The organism is Lentzea kentuckyensis, assembly GCF_002150765.1.
Lineage (GTDB): Bacteria > Actinomycetota > Actinomycetes > Mycobacteriales > Pseudonocardiaceae > Lentzea > Lentzea kentuckyensis.
Genome location: NZ_MUYM01000088.1, coordinates 44,545 through 63,096, shown reverse-complemented (window position 1 = coordinate 63,096; position 18,552 = coordinate 44,545). Strand labels below are relative to the sequence as shown.

Genomic DNA, 18,552 nt, shown 5'->3' with positions numbered 1-18,552 from the left:
CTTCGCGTTGGTCCCGTTCGAGTGGATCAACGGCCGGGCCTGCGCCGGCGTGCGCGGCGTCACCAATATCCTCCACCGCCATGGAGACGCAGGAGTTCACCAAGCTGTCGACGCTCGCGGAGCGTCTCGGGTGGCAGCGGCGCGACTCCACAGGCGTGCACGTGGTCGATCTGCTGGTGAGCCAGACGGTCGTGGACCTGATCGCCGCGCTGGCGCAGAACCGGGACGGGTAACGGTATTTGGTAAGCGCTTTCCCGCACGTCGCGCAGGGGTTGACAGGGATTGACTCGTGGTGGTGTGATCTGCGCGACAGTTAGGAAAGTTTCCAGCCGATAACTGAATCCGCCGCCGCATGGAGTGATCCCCCTACCCGTCTCGTGGGAGGCACAACAGTGGCACCGAGCAGAGGTCGGGCGTTACGCGCGCTCGGCACGATGGGTGTTGCGTTCGCGACGACCATCGCAGTGATGTCGGTACCGGAGTCGGCCTTTGCGGCGCCGGTCAGGTACGAGGCCGAGAACGCGACGATCTCGCAGGGCGTGGTCGAGTCGAACCACGCCGGGTTCTCCGGGACCGGGTTCGTCAACGTCGACAACGTCGCGGGGAGCTCGGTCGAGTTCACCGTGAACGCGTCGAAGGCGGGCCAGGCGAAGCTGGTCATCCGCTACGCCAACGGAACCGCGGACAACCGGCCGGTCGACGTGAGCGTCAACGGCGGCCTCGCGGTCGACGAGCGCGCCTTCGCGGGCACGGGGGCGTGGACGACGTGGGTGTCGGTCGACAACACCGTGAACCTGAACGCGGGCGCGAACAAGATCAAGCTCACGTCCACGGGTGCCACGGGCGGGCCGAACCTCGACTACGTGGAGGTCGAGGAGACCGACGCGGTTCCCGCTCTCGAGCAGGAGGCGGAGAACGCGACGATCTCGCAGGGCGTCGTGGAGTCGAACCACGCCGGGTTCTCCGGCACGGGCTTCGTCAACTACGACAACGTGGTCGGCTCGTCCGTCGAGTACACGATCACGGCGGACCAGGGCGGTGAGCACGAGCTGACGTTCCGGTACGCCAACGGAACGACGACCGACCGGCCCGTCAGCGTGACCGTGGACGGTGCCGCCGCGCAGACCGTGTCGTTCCCCGGCACCGGCGCGTGGACGACGTGGCAGACGCGGACCGCGCGGGTCACGCTGCACGCGGGCGCCAACAAGATCAAGGCGACCGCGACGACCGCCAACGGTGGCCCGAACGCCGACAAGCTGACCGCTGTCCTGGTCGGCCCGGTCGACAACGAGCCCCCGACGCCGCCGAGGAACCTGCAGTTCGTCAGCTCGACGTCCAGCACCGTGTCGCTGAAGTGGGAAGCGGCCACGGACAACATCGGTGTCGTCGGCTACGAGATCTACCAGCACGGCCAGCACGTCCTGAGCGTCGGCAACGTGCTGGAGGCGACCGCCACCGGCCTGCAGGCCGACACGGACTACGACTGGACCGTGTTCGCGAAGGACCGGGCGAACAACGTCTCGCAGGCGTCCAACAACGTCATCGGGCGCACCCAGCCCGCGCCGCCGGACAACCAGGCACCGACCGTTCCCGGCAACCTGCGTTCGCCGGCCAAGGGCGCGACGTCGGTCGACCTCGCCTGGAACGCCTCCACCGACAACGTGGGCGTCACCGGCTACGACATCTACGTCAACGGCACGCTCAGGCAGTCCGCGGACGGCAACGCCACCACGGCGACCGTCGCCGGTCTGACCACCGGCACCGAGTACGCGTTCAAGGTCCTGGCCAAGGACGCGAAGGGCAACCAGTCCGGGTTCTCCAACGAGATCAAGGTGACCCCGGCGGCCGGTGGGCCTTCCGGTACCCCTGACCCCGGCGCGGTGTCCACGATCGCGTCCGGTGTCGACGTCGCGTGGGGCGTCGTGTTCCTGCCGGACGGCTCGGCGCTGTTCAGCGAGCGCAACACGTTCAACATCTACCGGCTGACCAAGAGCGGCACGAAGACGCTGGCCGGCAAGATCAGCCAGGCCGTCGGCACGAACGGTGAGGGCGGCCTGCTCGGCCTGGAAGTCTCGCCTTCCTTCGCGACCGACCACTGGCTGTACGTCTACCACACGGCGTCCGAGGGCAACCGCGTCATCCGGATCAAGTACGAGAACGGCGCGCTGGTGCAGAACACGTACCAGATCCTGTTGCAGGGCATGGCGAAGAACCGCTACCACAACGGCGGACGCCTGCGGTACGGCCCGGTCGACGGCAAGCTGTACATCTCCGTCGGCGACGCGCAGAACCCGGACAACAACCCGCAGAACAAGAACTCGCTCAACGGCAAGATCCTGCGGATCAACCTGGACGGCTCGATCCCGTCGGACAACCCGTTCGGCAACGCCGTCTGGTCGTTCGGCCACCGCAACCCGCAGGGCCTCGACTTCGACTCGAAGGGCCGGCTGTGGGAGTCCGAGTTCGGCGACTCCACGCAGGACGAGGTCAACCTGATCACCAAGGGCGGCAACTACGGCTACCCGGCGTGTGAGGGAACCACGGGCAGCTGCTCCGGCTACATCGCGCCGAAGAAGGTCTGGTCGACGTCGCAGGCCTCGCCCTCCGGCCTGACGATCATCAACGACCACGTGTTCGTGGCGACGACGGTGGGTCAGCGCGTCTACCGGCTGCGGATCGACGCGAACGACGCGCTGGTCGACCAGAAGGTGTACTTCCAGAGCACCTACAACCGCCTGCGCACGGTCGAGGTCGACCACGACGGCGACATCTGGCTGACCACGTCCACGGACAAGGACGGCACGGCGAACAACGACCGCATCCTGCTGATCGACATCCAGTACTCGGGCGGAGGTGGTGGCGGCGGCTTCAAGCTGACGTCCTCGGCGTTCGCGGACGACGCGATGATCCCGGCCAAGTACACCTGCGCCGGTGATGGTGTCGCCGGTCAGGATCCGTCGCCGCCGCTCGCGTGGGGTGCCTCCACCGGTGCGGCCGCCTACGCCATTGTCTTCGCGGACCGCGTGAACAACGGCAACAAGTTGCACTGGGCGATCTGGGACATTCCGGCTGCTACTTCTTCGCTGCCGGAGAACCTCGGTGCCGGCTTCACCGTGCCTGGTCAGGGCGGGGCGAAGCAGAAGGCGATGGGCTCGGGAGCGAATTCGCAGAAGTTCTTCGGGCCCTGTCCCGGTGGTTCCACCAACCCGTACACGTTCACGTTGTACGCGTTGAACACCGCGACGGTTCCGGGAATCACTTCGTCGTCCACGATGGCGCAGATCGAGACGGCCATCAAGAACGCGTCCACGGCCAACACCGTGCTGCGCGGACGTTCGAACGCCCGCACGTAGAACGAGGCGGAGCGGGCGGTCCTCAGCCGAGGACCGCCCGCTTCATGCTGTGCGCCAGCCAGTCGCGGAACTTGGCCACGGGCCAGTCGCGCGCGCCGACCAGCGACGCGTAGTGCGCGGGGTCGTTGTAGATCCACACCACGTCGATCGCGGTGTCGAGGTCGTGGGCGAGCGGCCCGAGCCCGCTCGCGTGCTCGACCACCATCACCGCGCCGGCCCGGCGGTTGCGCAGCAGCGTGGCCCACAGCTCGGCCGCTTCCGGCGCGTCGTCGGCAGCCTGGCGCACCGCCTCGAACAGCTCTGCGGCGCGACCACCGATGAGCACGCACACGTCGGCGTAGGCGTCGAGCACCGCGGCCGGGGTCCGCGCGTCCCAGACGGGCCGGAACCACGGCCGGTCCCGCACGGGCACCGGCTCGTCGTCGCCCGCCAGCGCCTCGTCCAGCACCTCGCTCAGCAAGGCGGGCTTGGACCCGAACGCGGCGAAGACCGTCGGCCGGGAGACGCCCGCCGCCTTTGCGACGTCGGTGAGCGACGTGCTCGCGTAGCCGCGTGCCACGAACAGCTCCGCCGCTGCTGCCACCACCGCCTGCCTGGTTCGCCGCGCGCCCTCCTCGCGGACCCGCGACCGGTACTCGCGCTTCTTGACGTCGCTCACAATTCGGTCATACTAGTGGCATATTCACTATACCAACGGTAAACTTAATTAGAAGGCGATCATGCGCCCCTATCTCACCCGTGCCGACGAGGGCGAGGCGGTCTGGTTCCTCGGCAGCCTGATGACGACGAAGGCGGGCGGCGAGCAGACCGGCGGCCGGCTCACCGTCGTGGAGTTCCTGAACCCGCCCGGCTTCGCGCCCCCGCTGCATCGCCACCTCGTCGAGGACGAGCTGTTCTACGTGCTGTCGGGTGACGCGGAGTTCCACTGCGACGGCGAGAGGTTCACCGCGGGGCCGGGTGACTTCGTGCTGCTGCCCGCCGGGTTGCCGCACACGTTCGTGGTCGGCTCGGGCGAGCCGTTGCGGGCGCTGCAGATCACCACACCGTCCGGTTTCGAGGACTTCGCGGCGGCGGTCGGGGAACCGGCACGGGCCCGCGTCCTGCCGGCGCCGCCCGTGATCGATCCCGCCGCGCTGGGGCACGCCGCGGCCCTGCACTCGATCGAACTTCTCGGTCCACCGCCGGGTATCTGATGCTTGCGCGCACGCGTGCGCACGACAGATCACTTGATTTGTAAGGATTCGAGGGCTGCAACTGTCAGACCCCGCGTGTAGCGTCGAATGGGCCAGACGATCACGGGGAGTGTGGCAGCGTGACTGCGTTGCGTAATCAGCCGGCGCCGGCGAGGTTCGCCGATCGCGCCGAGGCCGAGGCTTACGTGGCCTCGGTCTGTTTCAAACACGGCCCACCGAGGCTGTTCGGCGTGGAGCTCGAATGGACCGTGCACCACGCTGAAGACCCAGGTCAGAAGCTTGACAAGACCAGGTTGGCCGCGGCTCTCGGAGAGCACGCGCCACCCACCCTCGTTCCGGACAGCCCCCAGCGGCCGCTTCCCAGCGGCACCCCGTTGACCGTCGAACCGGGCGGGCAGGTCGAGATCTCGACTCCTCCCTGCACCAGCCTCCCGGACCTCTTCCGAACGGTCGCCGAAGACATCTCCCAGCTCACCGCCATGCTGGCGGACCACGGTCTCGTGCTCGGCGACCGTGGCGCCGACCAATACCGCAGTCCCACGCGCATGTTGCAGGTGCCGCGGTACGCCGCGATGGAGCACGCGTTCAACGAACTCGGCCACGACGGCATCTCGATGATGTGCAACACCGCCGGTCTCCAGGTCTGCCTGGACTTCGGCGAGGAGAAGCACCTCAAGGACAGATGGGCCGCCGTGCACCAACTCGGGCCGGTGCTCATCGCGTTGTTCGCGAACTCACCGAGCATCGGCGGCATGCACGAAGACTGGGCGTCGGCACGCATGCGGACGCTCTACGGCACGGATCCCGTGCGCACCAGACCTAGTGCTGTGTGCGCCGATCCGGCACAGGCTTATGCGCGGCGGGTCATCGACACACCGGTGATCGTCGTGCGCGGGCCGAGTCCCAGTTGGATTCCGCCGCGCAGACTGACGTTCGGCGACTGGATCGACGGGGCGCTCGACCGCAGCCCCACCAGCGACGACCTCGACTACCACCTGACCACGATGTTCCCGCCGGTGCGGCCGCGCGGGTACATCGAGATCCGATACCTCGACACACCCGCGCCTGGCGGGTGGATCGCGCCGAGTGCGCTGCTCGTCGCGCTGTTCAGCGATCCGTCCGTGGTGGACGGTGTGCTGGCGGCGACCGAACGGGCGACCGGGCGGTGGCTCATCGCCGCCCGGCACGGGATGGCGGACGAACGTCTTGCCAGAGCGGCGAAAGACGTCGTCGCGCTGGGCATCGAGTCGTTGCACCGCACCGGTCTCTCTCATGACCAGATCAGCGCAATCAGCCGGGAGCTTGAGGGGAAGCTGTGACTGAAGAACTCCGCGAGCAAGTGGCGGAGGAACTGTTGCGTTCTCGCGCGCGTTCCACCGCATTGACCGACGCCGTCGACGAGCACGACCTCGTCCGGCAACACTCGAAGCTGATGTCGCCGCTGGTCTGGGACCTGGCGCACATCGGCAACCAGGAGGAGCTCTGGCTCGTTCGCGACGTCGGAGGACGCGAACCGGTCCGCAGCGACATCGACGAGTACTACGACGCGTTCAAGTTCTCCAGGAGCGTGCGGCCCGAGTTACCGCTGCTCAGTCCTGTCGAGACCCGCCAGTACGTCGGGGACGTGCGCGGCAAGGTGTTCGACGTGCTGGAGAAGGTCCAGCTGGAGGGCCGCAGGCTCGTCGAGAACGCCTTCGCGTTCGGCATGATCGTGCAGCACGAACAACAGCACGACGAGACGATGCTCGCCACGCACCAGCTGCGCACCGGCGAACCGGTCCTGCACGCACCGCCGCCGCCCACCGGAAACCTCGTGCCCGCAACGGAAGCGTTCATTCCGGGCGGACCGTTCGAAATGGGCACGTCGGACGAACCGTGGGCGCTCGACAACGAACGGCCGGCGCACACCGTCCACGTCGACGCGTTCTTCATCGACACCACCCCGGTGACGAACGCCGAATACGCCGAGTTCGCGCTGGCCGGCGGTTACGACGACCGTCGTTTGTGGACGGAAGAGGGCTGGCAGCACCGGACGACGGCCAAGCTGTCCGCGCCGAGGTTCTGGCACCGCGAGGGCAACTCGTTCAGCCGCACCGCGTTCGGCGTCACCGAGCCGATCGTGCCGGACGAACCCGTGGTGCACGTGTGCTTCCACGAGGCCCAGGCGTACGCGACGTGGGCCGGCAAGCGGCTGCCGACCGAGCAGGAGTGGGAGAAGGCCGCCCGCTACGACGCCGAGACCGCGACGACCAGGCGTTATCCGTGGGGCGACGAGGATCCCGCCGAGATCCACGCCAACCTCGGGCAGCGCCACCTGCGTCCGGCACCGGTCGGCGCGTACCCCAAGGGTGCTTCACCGGCGGGCGTGCACCAGTTGATCGGCGACGTCTGGGAGTGGACCTCGACGGACTTCCACGGCTATCCGGGCTTCGAGGTCTTCCCGTACCCCGAGTACTCGAAGGTCTTCTTCGGACCGGACTACAAGGTGCTGCGCGGTGGCTCGTTCGGCACCGACAAGTCCGCGATCCGGTCGACGTTCCGCAACTGGGACTACCCGATCAGAAGGCAGATCTTCGCCGGCTTCCGCTGCGCCAGGGACGCCTGAGAGATGTGCCGCCATCTGGCTTACCTGGGCCCCGCCCTGCCCTTGGCCAGGCTGCTCTTCGACGCACCGCACTCCCTGGAGCGCCAGTCGTACGCGCCGCAGGACATGCGGGCCGGGGGAACCGTGAACGTCGACGGCTACGGCGTCGGCTGGTTCCCCGGCCCGGTGCGGTACCGGCGGGCCGGCACGTTGTGGAGCGACGCGAACCTGCGTCAGCTCGCGGCGACGGAATCGACGGCCTTCCTCGCGGCGGTGCGGTCCGCGACCGTCGGCATGCCCGTCGCGGACGCGGCCTGCGCGCCGTTCACCGACGGCACGTGGCTGTTCAGCCACAACGGACGGGTCGACGGCTGGCCGCACACCGTGGCGGGGCTCGCGAAGACGCTCGACGTCACAGATCTGCTGACCATGGATGCCCCGACGGACTCGGCGCTGCTGTGGGCAGTTCTCAGCCGGCGTCTGGAGACCGGGAAGAACCCGGACCAGGTGCTTGTTGAACTGGTGCGGGAGGTTGCGGACGCGGCACCGAAGTCGCGGCTGAACTTCTTGCTGACCAACGGAAAAGTGCTCGTGGGGACAACGTGGACACACGCCCTGTGGGTACTGGTTCAAGGACAGAGCGTGACGCTCGCGTCCGAACCGCTTGACGACGACCCGGGCTGGCGGGAGATCCCCGACCGGCACGTGGTCACCGCCGCTCCATCCACTGTGGAGGTTCGACCCCTATGACCGAGCCGGTGCTGGACGTTCATCTCAAACCGGAGGACGCCGCACACGCGCTACGTGCCGACGTTCGTGCCGGACTGACCGCGAGCCCCAAGTGGGTCTCGCCGAAGTGGTTCTACGACGCGGTGGGCAGCGAGTTGTTCGAGGACATCACGCGCCTGCCCGAGTACTACCCGACGCGGGCCGAACGCGAGGTGCTCGCGGACCGCGCGGCCGAGATCGCCGCCACGACCGGGGCGCATTCGCTGGTGGAGCTGGGTTCCGGGTCGTCGGAGAAGACCCGGTTGCTGCTCAGCGCGCTGCGTGAGCACGGCACGCTGCAGGAGTTCGTGCCGCAGGACGTGTCGGTGTCGGCGTTGACCGATGCCGCGCACGCGATCATGGCCGACTATCCGGGCCTGCGGGTGCACGGCGTGGTCGGCGACTTCACGCAGCACCTGTCGTTGCTGCCGGGCGAGTCGCCGCGGGTGGTGGCGTTCCTGGGCGGCACGATCGGCAACCTGATTCCAGAGGAACGGGAAAAGTTCCTTCGCACGGTTCGCGACGTGCTGGAGCCGGGGGAGTGGCTGCTGCTCGGCACGGATCTCGTGAAAGATCCCGGAACCCTGGTGCGTGCGTACGACGACGCGCAGGGCGTCACGGCGGAGTTCAACCGCAACGTGCTGAACGTGCTCAACCGCGAGGTCGGCGGAGACTTCGACGTCGAGGCGTTCGAGCATGTGGCGTTGTGGAACGCCGAGCAGGAGTGGATCGAGATGCGCCTGCGGGCCAAACGAGACATGCGGGTGACGCTCGCGGAGCTCGGCCTGACCGTCGACTTCCACGAGGGCGAGGAGCTCCGGACCGAGGTGTCGGCCAAGTTCCGCGAGGAAGGCGTGCGCGAGGAGCTGGAAGACGGCGGGTTCGCGTTGCACCGGTGGTGGACCGACTCCGAGGGCAGGTTCGCGGTTTCGCTCGCCCAGGCGGTGTAAAGAGACGAACACCATCCGATAGGCGGGTACAAGCGGTCCGTCGACAGTGATGGGCTGCTTCGATGACTCCTGCAACTACGCGTGCCGTGCGCGTGGCGCTTGTCAGTGCGCTCGCGCTCGGCACCGTCATCTCCGGCTTGGGGACCGCGTCAGCTCAGTCCGAGGCCGCATCCGCCGTCAGACCCGCCGCGTGGGGGCCGTGCGCGGCCGACGTGCTCGCGGAGATTCCCGCCGCGCAGCGCGACAAGGTCAGCTGTGCCGTCCAGGAAGTGCCCGTCGACCACTCGCGGCCGCGCGGGGACAAGACGGGCGTGATCATGATGAAGCGTCCGGCCCTGGACCAGGCGAAGAAGATCGGCTCGCTGTTCATCAACCCCGGCGGCCCCGGTGGCGCCGGCCTGATCTACAGCGCCTACGGCTCCAGCTTCTTCACGCCGGAGATCCTGGAGAAGTTCGACCTCATCGGCTTCGACCCGCGCGGTGTCGGCCGCAGCGCGCCGCTGCGCTGCTTCCGCACCCAGGAGGAGGCGGACGCGGTCAACGTCGGCTGGTACGCGCTGCCGATCACCAAGGACGAGATCGCGAGCTCGATCCGGCAGTCCAAGGCTTACACGGACTACTGCGGGATCAACGCCGGTCCGTTGCTCAACCACATGTCGACCGAGGCCGTGGCCCGCGACCTCGACGTCATGCGCGAGGCCGTCGGCGACCGCCAGCTCACGTACGTCGGCTTCTCGTACGGCACGCTGCTCGGCGCGACCTACGCGAACATCTTCCCGCAGAAGTCGCGTGCGCTGGTGCTGGACGGCAACGTCGACCCGCAGCTGCGTCTGACCAACGGCGCGCAGTACGACCGTGAGCGTGCCCGCGGCTTCGAGATCGCGCTGGACGCGATGCTCAAGCGTTGCGACACGGTCGGTGTGGAGAAGTGCGCGTTCGCCGGTGGCGCCCGCAAGAAGTACGACGACATCCGCGAGACCCTGCGCAAGGGCCCGACGACGTTGCCCGGTGGCGCCCAGGTCACGCTGACCGACCTCGTCGGCCGCACGTCGAGCAACCTGTACAGCCCGTCGACGTTCAAGGCTCTGACGGCTTGGCTGCAGTCGATCCACGCCGCGCAGAACCCGTCGGCCGCCGCCGCGCTGGGCGTCCAGTCCGTTGTGGACGTTCCGATGCTGAACAACCTCGGTGGTCGCGCGGACGTTCGTGCGCTGCCGGACACCCCGTACACCGCGGACGACTCGTACTACGCCGTGAACTGCACGGACAAGCCGTTCGCGCGCACGAACCGCAACTGGGCCACGACGGCGGCCAAGTGGGAGAAGGAGTCGCCGACGTTCGGTCGTTACCAGGCCGCCTCGGACCTGCTGACCTGCCCGACGTGGCCGGCGCGCCACCCGGACCGCTGGATCGGCCCGTGGAACCGCAAGACCAAGAACCCGGTCGTCGTGGTGGGCAACTACTACGACCCGGCTACGCAGTACCTGTTCGCGCAGCGCATGGCCAAGGAACTCGGCAACGCGCGGCTGATCAGCGTCGACGCGTTCGGTCACTGCATCCTCGGTGACTCGGCCGGTGCCGACGCGGCGGTGACCCGTTACCTGGTGGACCTCACCGCTCCGGTGAACGGATCGGTCTACCAGCCGAACGTCCAACCGTTCTGATTTGTTCGTGAGGAGGGTTGTGTCCTGTTGTCGCCGGGACACAACCCTCCGAACGACGGGTACAAACGTTGCACCGTCGGTGATGGGGTGCACGCGTGACGTCATCTTCCGCAGTCCGTGCCTTGCTCACGAGTGCGCTCGTGCTCGGCACCGTCGTTTCCGGTCTGGGCACCGCATCCGCCCAGACCGAGGCTTCCTCCGTCAGACCCGCTGCCTGGGGGCAGTGCGCGGCAGACGTTCTCGCCACGCTTCCCGCCACCGTGACGCCAGAGGAGCGGGCCCGGCTCTCCTGCACCACCCAGGAGGTGCCCGTCGACCACTCGCGCCCGCGTGGTGAGAAGACCGGCATCGCCATGATGAAGCGGCCGGCGAACGACCCGTCCCGCAAGATCGGCTCGATCTTCCTCAACCCCGGTGGTCCCGGCGGTTCCGGCCTGATCCGCGGCGCCATCGCCAAGAACTACTTCCCGGTGCAGGTGCTGGACCGGTTCGACATCATCGGCTTCGACCCGCGCGGTGTCGCCCGCAGCGCGCCGTTGCGCTGCTTCCGCACGCAGGAGGAGTCCGACGCGGTGAACGCGGGCTGGTACAGCCTGCCCGTTACCAAGGCGGAGATCGCCAGCTCGATCACCGCGGCCAAGGACTACAGCGCGTACTGCAAGATCAACGCAGGCCCGCTGCTCAACCACATGTCGACCGAGGCCGTCGTGCGTGACCTCGACATCATGCGCGAGTCCGTGGGCGACAAGCAGCTGAACTTCGTCGGCTTCTCGTACGGCACGCTGATCGGCTCGACGTACGCGAACATCTTCCCGTCGAAGTCGCGGGCGATCGTGATCGACGGCAACGTCGACCCGCAGCTGCGCCTGACCAACGGCACCGAGTACGACCGCCAGCGCGCACAGGGCTTCGAGATCGCGCTGGACGCGATGCTGAAGCGTTGTGACAGCGCGGGTGTGGCGAAGTGCGCGTTCGCCGGCGATGCGCGCGGCAAGTTCGAGGCCATGAAGAAGACGCTGGCCAAGGGCCCGGCGACGTTGCCCAACGGCACCAAGGTGACGCTGGCCGACGTGATCGGCCGCGTGTCGGGTGACCTCTACTCGGTGCCGCGCTTCGCGGCGCTGGTCGCGTGGCTGCAGAGCGTCCACGTCGCGCTGAACCCCGCTCCCGCTTCGGTCCTGGCTGTGCAGTCCACTGTGGAGCTCGCCGCGCCGCTGAACAACGGCGCCGGCCGCTACGACGTGGACCCGATGCCGGAGACGCCGTACACCGCGGACGACTCGTACTTCGCGGTGAACTGCACCGACAAGCCGTTCCCGCGCACGAACCGCCTGTGGGAGCAGACGGCGGCGAAGTGGGAGAAGCAGTCGCCGACGTTCGGTCGGTACCAGGCCGCGGCCGACCTGCTCGCGTGCCCGACGTGGCCGACGCACAACCCGGACCGCTGGATCGGCCCGTGGAACCGCAAGACGCCGAACCCGGTCGTCGTGGTGGGCAACTACTACGACCCGGCGACGCAGTACCTGTTCGCGCAGCGCATGGCCAAGCAGCTCGGCAACGCTCGCCTGATCAGCGTTGACTCCTTCGGTCACTGCATCCTGGGTCGCTCGGCGGCCACGGACGCGGCGGTGGCGAAGTACCTGGTGGATCTGGTCGCGCCGGCCGAAGGTTCGGTGTTCCAGCCGAACGTGCAGCCGTTCGCCTGATTCAGTGGTGCGGAGCGCACTTCACAGGAGTGCGCTCCGCACGATCAGCACCACCGCACTCGCACCCGCGACGATCAGCGTGGGCGTCCGGATCCCGCCCGCGTCGAACCGCTTGCGCAGCGGGCCCGACAGCAGGAAACCGGCCACCAGGAACGGGATCAGCAGCACACCGGACCACAGCTGGTGCGCGGTGACGTTGCCCGTGGCGGTCAGGCCGATGATCGAGACGACGGATCCCATCGTGAAGAACGCGGCCAGGGTCGCCCGCACCTCCGGGCCCGCCTGGTTCTGGTAGAGCAGCGCGACCATCGGGCCGCCGATAGACGTCGCCGTGCCGAACGAGCCGCTCGCCACCCCGGCCGTGACCAGCGACTTCGGCGTGGGCTGCGGGCGCCACGACATGATCGAGAGCAGCACGCAGACGAGGACCGCGGCGCCGACCACCACGCCGAAGCTCCTGGTGTCCAGCGAGTCGACGATCCAGATGCCGATGACCGTCCCCGGCAGGCGGCCCAGCATCGCCCAGCCGACGCCGCGCCAGTCGACGTGGTGGAACTCCCTGGCCAGCGACATCATCGCGTGCGCGCTGGCGACCACCAGGACGGGCACCGGCACCAGCACGGGGTCCAGCAACGCCAGCAGCGGCACGGCGACAAGCGCCAGCCCGAACCCGATCAGCCCTTGCAACAACCCGCCGAACGCGACAACCACCCCGGCCACAGCCATCAACCCCCACGACATAGTTAGCGATGCTATCTAGTACGCGGGGAGCTTTCGTTCGCNNAAAGCTCCCCGCGTGCACTTGTGGGGCGAGGGTTCGTTCGGCGTTTGGCTGGTGTTGGTCGAGCGCGTTTACGCTCCGCGCCATGACTGCGTCCCGCCGTTCTTTCCTGCTTGGCACCGGTGCGACCGCCGCCGCTGCCGCCCTGGTCACGCCTGGCGTTGCTCAGGCTGACAACGTTGTCGGAAGTGGGCGGCCGGACCCCGAGGCGAGGCGGTTCACGCTCGCCGTGATCCCGGACACGCAGTACATGTTCGATCTCGACCGGGGTGACTCGGCGCCGTTGAAGGCGACCCTGCAGTACCTGATCGACCACCAGAAGTCCGAGAACATCGTCTTCGTCAGCCACCTCGGCGACCTCGTCGAGAACGGGCGCCAGAGCGAGATCGACGACATCAGCGAGCGGTTCGAGGTGCTCGACCGCCGCCGGGTCGGGTACAGCGTGCTCGCGGGCAACCACGACCTGCCGGACTCGCGCACCGACGACCAGCGCGGCCGCACGCCGTACCTCGACAGGTTCGGACCGCAGCGGTTCCGCAGCTCGCCGACGTTCCGCGGGGCGAGCGCGGACGGGTACAACTCGTTCCACGTGTTCCGCGCGGCGGGCCAGGACTGGCTGGTGCTCGCGCTGGACTGGCGCATGTCCGCCAAGGGTTTCGAGTGGGCGCGGTCTGTTCTGCGGACGCATTCGAAGCTGCCGGTCATCCTGACCACGCACGAGCTGGTGTACGACGGCGGTGACGGTGCCGCGGTGACGTCCGACTACGGCCGCAAGTTGTGGGACGAGCTGATCAAGGACCACGACCAGATCTTCCTGACGTTGAACGGACATTTCTGGCCGCCGGCGCGGGCGACGATGCGGAACACCGCCGGCAACGACGTGCACGTGCACATCACGAACTACCAGGACCGCTACTACGGCGGTGGAGCGATGATCCGGTTGTACCACTTCGACCTGGACCGCAGGACGATCGACGTGCGCACGCTGTCACCGTGGCTGCTCGGCAAGAGGTCGCTCAACCCGTTGGAGCGCAAGGAGATCGAGCTGACCGGCCCGGCCGACCGGTTCAGCGTGCCGATCGACTTCGAGCAGCGGTTCGCGCGCTTCGCCCCGCCGGTGCTGCCCGCGGCCCAGCCGGTTCGCGACGTTCTGGTGCGCGGCACGGTCGCGTACTGGCGGCTCGGGGAGGGGCTGAAGGACCTGTCGGGCAACGGGAACGACCTCAAGCAGATCGGCACGCTGGTTGCCGGCGACGACCACCACCGGTTCGCGCCGTCGCACCGTTCGCTGTACTTCGGCAAGAACGGCCACCTGTCCACTGCGGATTCCGCGCCGTTGAACAGGGAGACGTTCGAGCGCGGGTACACGATCGAGCTGTTCCTCAAGCTGCCCAAGGACTTCGACCACCCGTGGTGCGGTCTGTTCACGAAGCTCGCGCCCGGCTCGGCGGCAGGCAAGACCGGTGACGACCCGAGTGAACCGCTCGCGACCTTGAACGTCGCTGGCGGCGGCAGTCTGCAGTGGGCGGTGTTCCCGCGCAACCTCCCGGGGATCTCCACGAACTGGGGCCACGAGATGGTGTACGAGACGTGGTGGCACGTCGCGGTGGTCAACGACGGCGTGCACACCACGTTGTACGTCGACGGATCTCGCTTGCTGCGCAACCCTTCCACGCCGGCCCGGGGCATCTCGACCGGCGGTGACCCGTGGCTCGTCGGTGCCTACGCGTACAACAGGATCGTCGAGAAGTCGTTGTACGGCTGGATCGGCGACCTGCGGGTCGTGAACCGGCCGCTGGACCGCTCCGAGTTCATGCGGTCGAAGGCAGCCCGAATCGCGGGAACAGACTGAGGTCGAAGAACGACGAGACGTGGGTGATCCGGTCGTTCGCGACGTCCAGGACCTGGAGGTTGAACGGCCGGAACACACCGTCCTCTTCGCGCAGGTACAGCCCGTAGGCTGGTTGGCCGTTCGCTTCCGTCGCGAGCATCCTGGAGCCGTGCGGCACGGCCGGGCACTGGTTCTCGAGGTGCCACGCGATCATCCGCGGGCCCTGGTACCACTGCGGGTACGGCGGCATCTCCCAGACGACGTCCTCGGCGAACATCCCGATGATCGCCGGGATGTCCTTGGCCTCGAACGCTTTCACCCACCGGTCGAGCAGTGGCTTGGCGTCCGCGGGCTCGGTGACCTGTTCCTCGGTGAGGTCCTTGAGCTGCGCGTGGGCCCGTTGCAGCGCGCTGTTGACGGCCGCCACGGTCATCTCCAGCTCGTCGGCGGTCTCGGCGGCGGACATCTTGAGGACGTCCCGCAGGATGAGCACCGCGCGCTGGCGTGGCGGCAGGTGCTGCAGCGCCGCGACGAACGCCAGCCTGGTGGACTCGCGTTCGGTGACGATCGCGGCGGGATCGGTCGGGAAGGGTTCCAGCCACGGGATCTCGTGGTCCTGCGTCAGCGGGTCCCGTTCGGTCGCGCTGGTCGTCAGCCCGAACGGCAGCGGCCGTCTGGTGCGCGTGTCGAGCGCGGTGAGGCAGACGTTCGTCGCGATCCGGTAGAGCCAGGTGCGCACCGACGAGCGGCCCTCGAACTGGCCGTACGCCTTCCACGCGCGCAGGTACGTCTCCTGCACCAGGTCCTCGGCGTCGTGCAGCGAGCCGAGCATCCGGTAGCAGTGCGCGAGCAGTTCCCGGCGGAACGGGTCCGCGGCGGTCGCGAAGTCCACTGTCACTCTTGCACTGTAATCGCGTTCTGCAAGCGGGTGATGAGCGTTCCGATGTGGTCGGCGAGTTCCTTCGGCTCGTGCACCTCGAAGTCGAGCCCGATGAACAGCAGGTAGAACACCATCCGGTCGAGCGACTCCGCACCGGTGCGCATCAGGCAGGAGTTCTCGTCGATCGGCTCCAGCGACACCGACATGGGCGTGGTGCGTTCCGCGACCTGCCGCAGCGGGGCCTTGATCGTCAGCACCGCCTGGTAGGTGTACACGCTGGACGCGACCTGGCGCGACACGAACTCCGCGAGGCTGTCCGCCGGTGGTTCGCGGGGTGCGAAACGGGCGGCCGGGGTGGGTTCGGTGCTGACGCGGTCGACCCGGAACGTGCGCCAGTCCTCTTTGGACACGTCCCAGGCGACCAGGTACCACCTGCGGCCGGTGTGCACGAGCCCTTGTGGTTCCACGAGCCGTTTCTGGGGCTCGCCTTTCGTTGAGGCGTAGGTGAACCGCAGCTGCTGGTGGTCGCGACAGGCCGCGGCGATGATCGTGAGCGTTTCCGGGTCGACGGTCGGACCCGCCGCGATCAGGGGAGTGGTGTGCGCCTGGAGTGCCTGGACCCGCCTGCGCAGCCTGCTCGGCAGGACCTGTTCCAGCTTGGTGAGCGCCCGGACCGACGTCTCCTCGATGCCCGCGATCGTGCCGTTCGCGGCGGTCCTGAGGCCGACCGCGACGGCCACGGCCTCGTCGTCGTCGAGCAGCAGCGGCGGAAGCTCCGCGCCGGCACCGAGCTGGTACCCGCCGGTCGCGCCGGGCAGCGACGTGACGGGGTAGCCGAGGCTGCGGAGCTTGTCGACGTCGCGGCGGATCGTGCGGACGTCGACGCTGAGCCGGTCCGCGAGCTCGGGGCCCGTCCAGTCGCGCCGCACCTGCAACAGCGAGAGGAGCTTCAGCAGCCGTGCGGACGTCTCCAGCATGTGAGGAAGTCTAGATTCCGTTGCGGACAACGGCCTGTGCTGGTTAATGTTTGCGGTATGACTGCCGGGTCGGCCTTGTGCCGTGAGCGGAACGGTTGCCCGGCCCTGACTTGATCAGGGCCCCTCCGGATCCCGCGCTTGTTCGTTTCTGGGACAACGCGCTTGGGAGAGGAGGTGATGCGCAATGCTTCCCAACGTTGGGGATGTCTTTTCGGGGAAGGTCGTCTCGACCGTTCCCTTCGGTTCCTTCGTCGAGCACCCCGCCGGTGCACATGGGCTCCTGCACGGCCAGCAGGCCGAGGTCGGTGCCGCGGTGCAGGTGAAGGTGCTCGCGGTGGACGCTGAACAGCAGCGTTTCAGCCTGGAGCTGGCGTGAGTTGAGCACTCGGGCAGAGGCGCCCTGCCCGAGTTTTCACGGCTTGTGGTGGTTTCACGGCTTGCGGTAGTCCGCGCACTCCACGATCAGGCGGTCGTGCAGGTTCCTGCGGTGCCCCTGTTCCTGGGGCGCCGGACCCAGCGCGTCCGCCGGGCTCGTGATGTCGTGCAACAACCGGTACAACACCACATCCGTTGCGGTGTAAAGCCAATCGCCCGCCTTGCCGGGTGGTGCGGCGGGTCCGAGCATGTTCTCGAACCACGCCGGGAACAGCAGATCGTTCGCGACCGCGTCCTCGATGCGGGTGCGGATCTTCTCCCTGGCCTCCGCCACGGCCTCGTTGCCCGCTGACTTGGCAGCGGTGTCCTTGGCGTGCGATTTTTCGTCCGGGACCTGAGGGCGTTCCTTCTCGATGATCTGTCGCCACTGCTTGTACTGCTTGCGCCACAACGCTTCCGCGTTCGGCGGCAAGGTGGTCAGCGCCTCGGCCGCGTCGATCGCTTCCCGTGCCTTGTGGTCGTACTCGGCGATCGCCTTGCGGGTGTCCTTGGCTTCCTGCGGGGTGAACGTCTTGCGGGCGTAGGCTTCCTGGCCGGCGAGGATCTTGGCGATCAGCGGCTTGGGCACCTCCGGCCACGTGTCGAAGTCCGCCCTCCTGGTCTCGCCCGCCCTGACTTTCCGGTTGAGCGCCACCAGGAGCCGTTCCAGCCGGTGAACGCTCTCCGCCAGCTCGGTGACCCGGTCGTTGGTCTTGGTGATCTTGCGGGTCGCGTCCCGGAACTGGTTGTTCGTGCTCAGTTGTTGTTGGGCGGCCTCGGTTTGGCCGTTCTCGATCCGCGCCGTGAGCTGGTTGAGGTCCTTCTTGAGGCGCTCGACCTTGTCGTCCAGGGCCTTGACCGGGTCGATGTTCTTCACTTGAGCGTCCTCCAGGCCCACCAGGCGATGCCGAGCGCGGTGACGAGGGTGGCCCATCCGTTTGCGAGCGGTGTGATCAGGGTGGCGAGCAGGGCGGCGGTGATGGCCGTGGTCCTGGCCCGTGGTTCCCAGATCTTGCGGCCGATGGGGTCGACGAGGACCGCCGCGGCGGTGGCCACCGCCAGCAGGAGGGAGAGCAGGGACCAGGCGTCGAACCAGCCGACCGCCACGACCAGGGCCGCCGTGCTGGTCGCCGCGGCGATGACACGGTTCGGCACGGTCAGTCGCGCCGCTTCCACGTCTCGGCGGGCCTGCATCACGGCTTCCACCTCGCGGTCGGTGTCCGCGAGGAGTGCAGGGAAGTCCGGGCTGCCGGGGCCTGCGGCTTGGAGGGCTCGTAGGGCTGTTCGCAACGCGTGCTGGCGGTCGGCCAGGCGGGCGAACGGTTCGGCTGCCATGCATAGAAATCGTGATCAAGGTAGGTGGGTGCGGCTAGGTCCGCGGGCTGAGTTGGTCCGGTTGCCGACGAACTTCCCTCAGCTGGAGTAGTGGCGTCTCGGTTCGTGGTGCGGTT

17 protein-coding genes are annotated in these 18,552 nt (G+C 68.0%); 11 read left to right on the top strand and 6 right to left on the bottom strand.

Going from position 1 to position 18,552, the window contains the following annotated elements; all coding sequences use genetic code 11:
• The first annotated feature begins 80 nt into the window (after positions 1-80).
• Positions 81-233, top strand: a complete 153-nt coding sequence (locus B0F77_RS48200; RefSeq protein WP_158102908.1) for a hypothetical protein — start codon at positions 81-83, stop codon at positions 231-233.
• A gap of 201 nt (positions 234-434) precedes the next feature.
• Positions 435-3,353, top strand: coding sequence for a PQQ-dependent sugar dehydrogenase (locus B0F77_RS35325; RefSeq protein ID WP_143467058.1), 2,919 nt, complete (start codon positions 435-437; stop codon positions 3,351-3,353).
• A gap of 22 nt (positions 3,354-3,375) precedes the next feature.
• Here the strand turns inward: B0F77_RS35325 and B0F77_RS35320 are convergent, their stop codons facing one another.
• Complete coding sequence (locus B0F77_RS35320) at positions 3,376-4,011, bottom strand: TetR/AcrR family transcriptional regulator (RefSeq protein ID WP_086667380.1); 636 nt, start codon at positions 4,009-4,011, stop codon at positions 3,376-3,378.
• Between the two features lie 61 nt (positions 4,012-4,072).
• Here B0F77_RS35320 and B0F77_RS35315 point away from each other — a divergent pair, with 61 nt between their 5' ends.
• From B0F77_RS35315 to B0F77_RS35285, 7 genes are all read left to right on the top strand, one after another.
• Complete coding sequence (locus B0F77_RS35315) at positions 4,073-4,546, top strand: quercetin 2,3-dioxygenase (RefSeq protein WP_086667379.1); 474 nt, start codon at positions 4,073-4,075, stop codon at positions 4,544-4,546.
• A gap of 230 nt (positions 4,547-4,776) precedes the next feature.
• Complete coding sequence (locus tag B0F77_RS35310; RefSeq protein ID WP_245849056.1) at positions 4,777-5,865, top strand: glutamate-cysteine ligase family protein; 1,089 nt, start codon at positions 4,777-4,779, stop codon at positions 5,863-5,865.
• Positions 5,862-7,151 (top strand): ergothioneine biosynthesis protein EgtB, encoded by a 1,290-nt coding sequence (gene egtB, locus B0F77_RS35305; protein WP_086667377.1) that lies wholly within the window; start codon positions 5,862-5,864, stop codon positions 7,149-7,151. Before B0F77_RS35310 ends, egtB begins: the two co-directional genes overlap by 4 nt.
• A gap of 3 nt (positions 7,152-7,154) precedes the next feature.
• Entirely contained in the window at positions 7,155-7,880 is a 726-nt protein-coding gene (gene egtC, locus B0F77_RS35300; protein WP_086667376.1) for an ergothioneine biosynthesis protein EgtC, read from the top strand.
• Positions 7,877-8,848, top strand: coding sequence for an L-histidine N(alpha)-methyltransferase (egtD, locus tag B0F77_RS35295; protein WP_086667375.1), 972 nt, complete (start codon positions 7,877-7,879; stop codon positions 8,846-8,848). The genes egtC and egtD overlap by 4 nt, the downstream gene beginning before the upstream one ends.
• 62 nt (positions 8,849-8,910) lie before the next feature.
• Positions 8,911-10,512 (top strand): alpha/beta hydrolase, encoded by a 1,602-nt coding sequence (locus B0F77_RS35290; protein ID WP_086667374.1) that lies wholly within the window; start codon positions 8,911-8,913, stop codon positions 10,510-10,512.
• A 95-nt stretch (positions 10,513-10,607) separates the two neighbouring features.
• On the top strand, positions 10,608-12,218 hold the full coding sequence (locus tag B0F77_RS35285) for an alpha/beta hydrolase (RefSeq protein ID WP_086667373.1): 1,611 nt from the start codon (positions 10,608-10,610) through the stop codon (positions 12,216-12,218).
• 21 nt (positions 12,219-12,239) lie between these two features.
• Here the strand turns inward: B0F77_RS35285 and B0F77_RS35280 are convergent, their stop codons facing one another.
• Positions 12,240-12,959, bottom strand: coding sequence for a sulfite exporter TauE/SafE family protein (locus B0F77_RS35280; protein WP_086667372.1), 720 nt, complete (start codon positions 12,957-12,959; stop codon positions 12,240-12,242).
• Between the two features lie 125 nt (positions 12,960-13,084).
• Between B0F77_RS35280 and B0F77_RS35275 the strand changes: the two genes are divergently transcribed.
• A complete protein-coding gene (locus B0F77_RS35275; protein WP_086667371.1) occupies positions 13,085-14,851 on the top strand; it encodes a LamG-like jellyroll fold domain-containing protein in 1,767 nt (588 codons plus the stop codon).
• Here B0F77_RS35275 and B0F77_RS35270 read toward each other — a convergent pair.
• The gene (locus B0F77_RS35270; protein ID WP_086667370.1) at positions 14,811-15,728 is read right to left on the bottom strand and encodes a sigma-70 family RNA polymerase sigma factor; all 918 of its coding nucleotides are present in this window, start codon (positions 15,726-15,728) and stop codon (positions 14,811-14,813) included. The two genes, B0F77_RS35275 and B0F77_RS35270, sit on opposite strands and share 41 nt — an antisense overlap.
• On the bottom strand, positions 15,725-16,687 hold the full coding sequence (locus tag B0F77_RS35265; protein ID WP_086667369.1) for a helix-turn-helix transcriptional regulator: 963 nt from the start codon (positions 16,685-16,687) through the stop codon (positions 15,725-15,727). Before B0F77_RS35265 ends, B0F77_RS35270 begins: the two co-directional genes overlap by 4 nt.
• A 184-nt stretch (positions 16,688-16,871) precedes the next feature.
• Between B0F77_RS35265 and B0F77_RS35260 the strand changes: the two genes are divergently transcribed.
• Positions 16,872-17,063 carry a S1 RNA-binding domain-containing protein gene (locus tag B0F77_RS35260; RefSeq protein WP_086667368.1) on the top strand — a complete coding sequence of 64 codons (192 nt, stop codon included), beginning with the start codon at positions 16,872-16,874 and terminating at the stop codon, positions 17,061-17,063.
• 54 nt (positions 17,064-17,117) lie between these two features.
• On the opposite strand, the gene B0F77_RS49295 is transcribed toward B0F77_RS35260, so the two are convergent.
• Positions 17,118-17,978: a hypothetical protein gene (locus B0F77_RS49295; protein WP_211294201.1), complete on the bottom strand. Its 861-nt coding sequence runs from the start codon at positions 17,976-17,978 to the stop codon at positions 17,118-17,120.
• Positions 17,975-18,436 (bottom strand): hypothetical protein, encoded by a 462-nt coding sequence (locus B0F77_RS35250; RefSeq protein WP_086667367.1) that lies wholly within the window; start codon positions 18,434-18,436, stop codon positions 17,975-17,977. Before B0F77_RS35250 ends, B0F77_RS49295 begins: the two co-directional genes overlap by 4 nt.
• Positions 18,437-18,552: the final 116 nt, after the last annotated feature.

Coding starts and splice junctions, on each gene's coding strand:
- B0F77_RS48200 (WP_158102908.1), top strand. CDS start 81: ATGGAGACGCAGGAGTTCACCAAGCTGTCGACGCTCGCGGAGCGTCTC.
- B0F77_RS35325 (WP_143467058.1), top strand. CDS start 435: ATGGGTGTTGCGTTCGCGACGACCATCGCAGTGATGTCGGTACCGGAG.
- B0F77_RS35315 (WP_086667379.1), top strand. CDS start 4,073: ATGCGCCCCTATCTCACCCGTGCCGACGAGGGCGAGGCGGTCTGGTTC.
- egtC (WP_086667376.1), top strand. CDS start 7,155: ATGTGCCGCCATCTGGCTTACCTGGGCCCCGCCCTGCCCTTGGCCAGG.
- egtD (WP_086667375.1), top strand. CDS start 7,877: ATGACCGAGCCGGTGCTGGACGTTCATCTCAAACCGGAGGACGCCGCA.
- B0F77_RS35290 (WP_086667374.1), top strand. CDS start 8,911: ATGACTCCTGCAACTACGCGTGCCGTGCGCGTGGCGCTTGTCAGTGCG.
- B0F77_RS35280 (WP_086667372.1), bottom strand. CDS start 12,959: ATGTCGTGGGGGTTGATGGCTGTGGCCGGGGTGGTTGTCGCGTTCGGC.
- B0F77_RS35275 (WP_086667371.1), top strand. CDS start 13,085: ATGACTGCGTCCCGCCGTTCTTTCCTGCTTGGCACCGGTGCGACCGCC.
- B0F77_RS35265 (WP_086667369.1), bottom strand. CDS start 16,687: ATGCTGGAGACGTCCGCACGGCTGCTGAAGCTCCTCTCGCTGTTGCAG.
- B0F77_RS35260 (WP_086667368.1), top strand. CDS start 16,872: ATGCTTCCCAACGTTGGGGATGTCTTTTCGGGGAAGGTCGTCTCGACC.
- B0F77_RS35250 (WP_086667367.1), bottom strand. CDS start 18,436: ATGGCAGCCGAACCGTTCGCCCGCCTGGCCGACCGCCAGCACGCGTTG.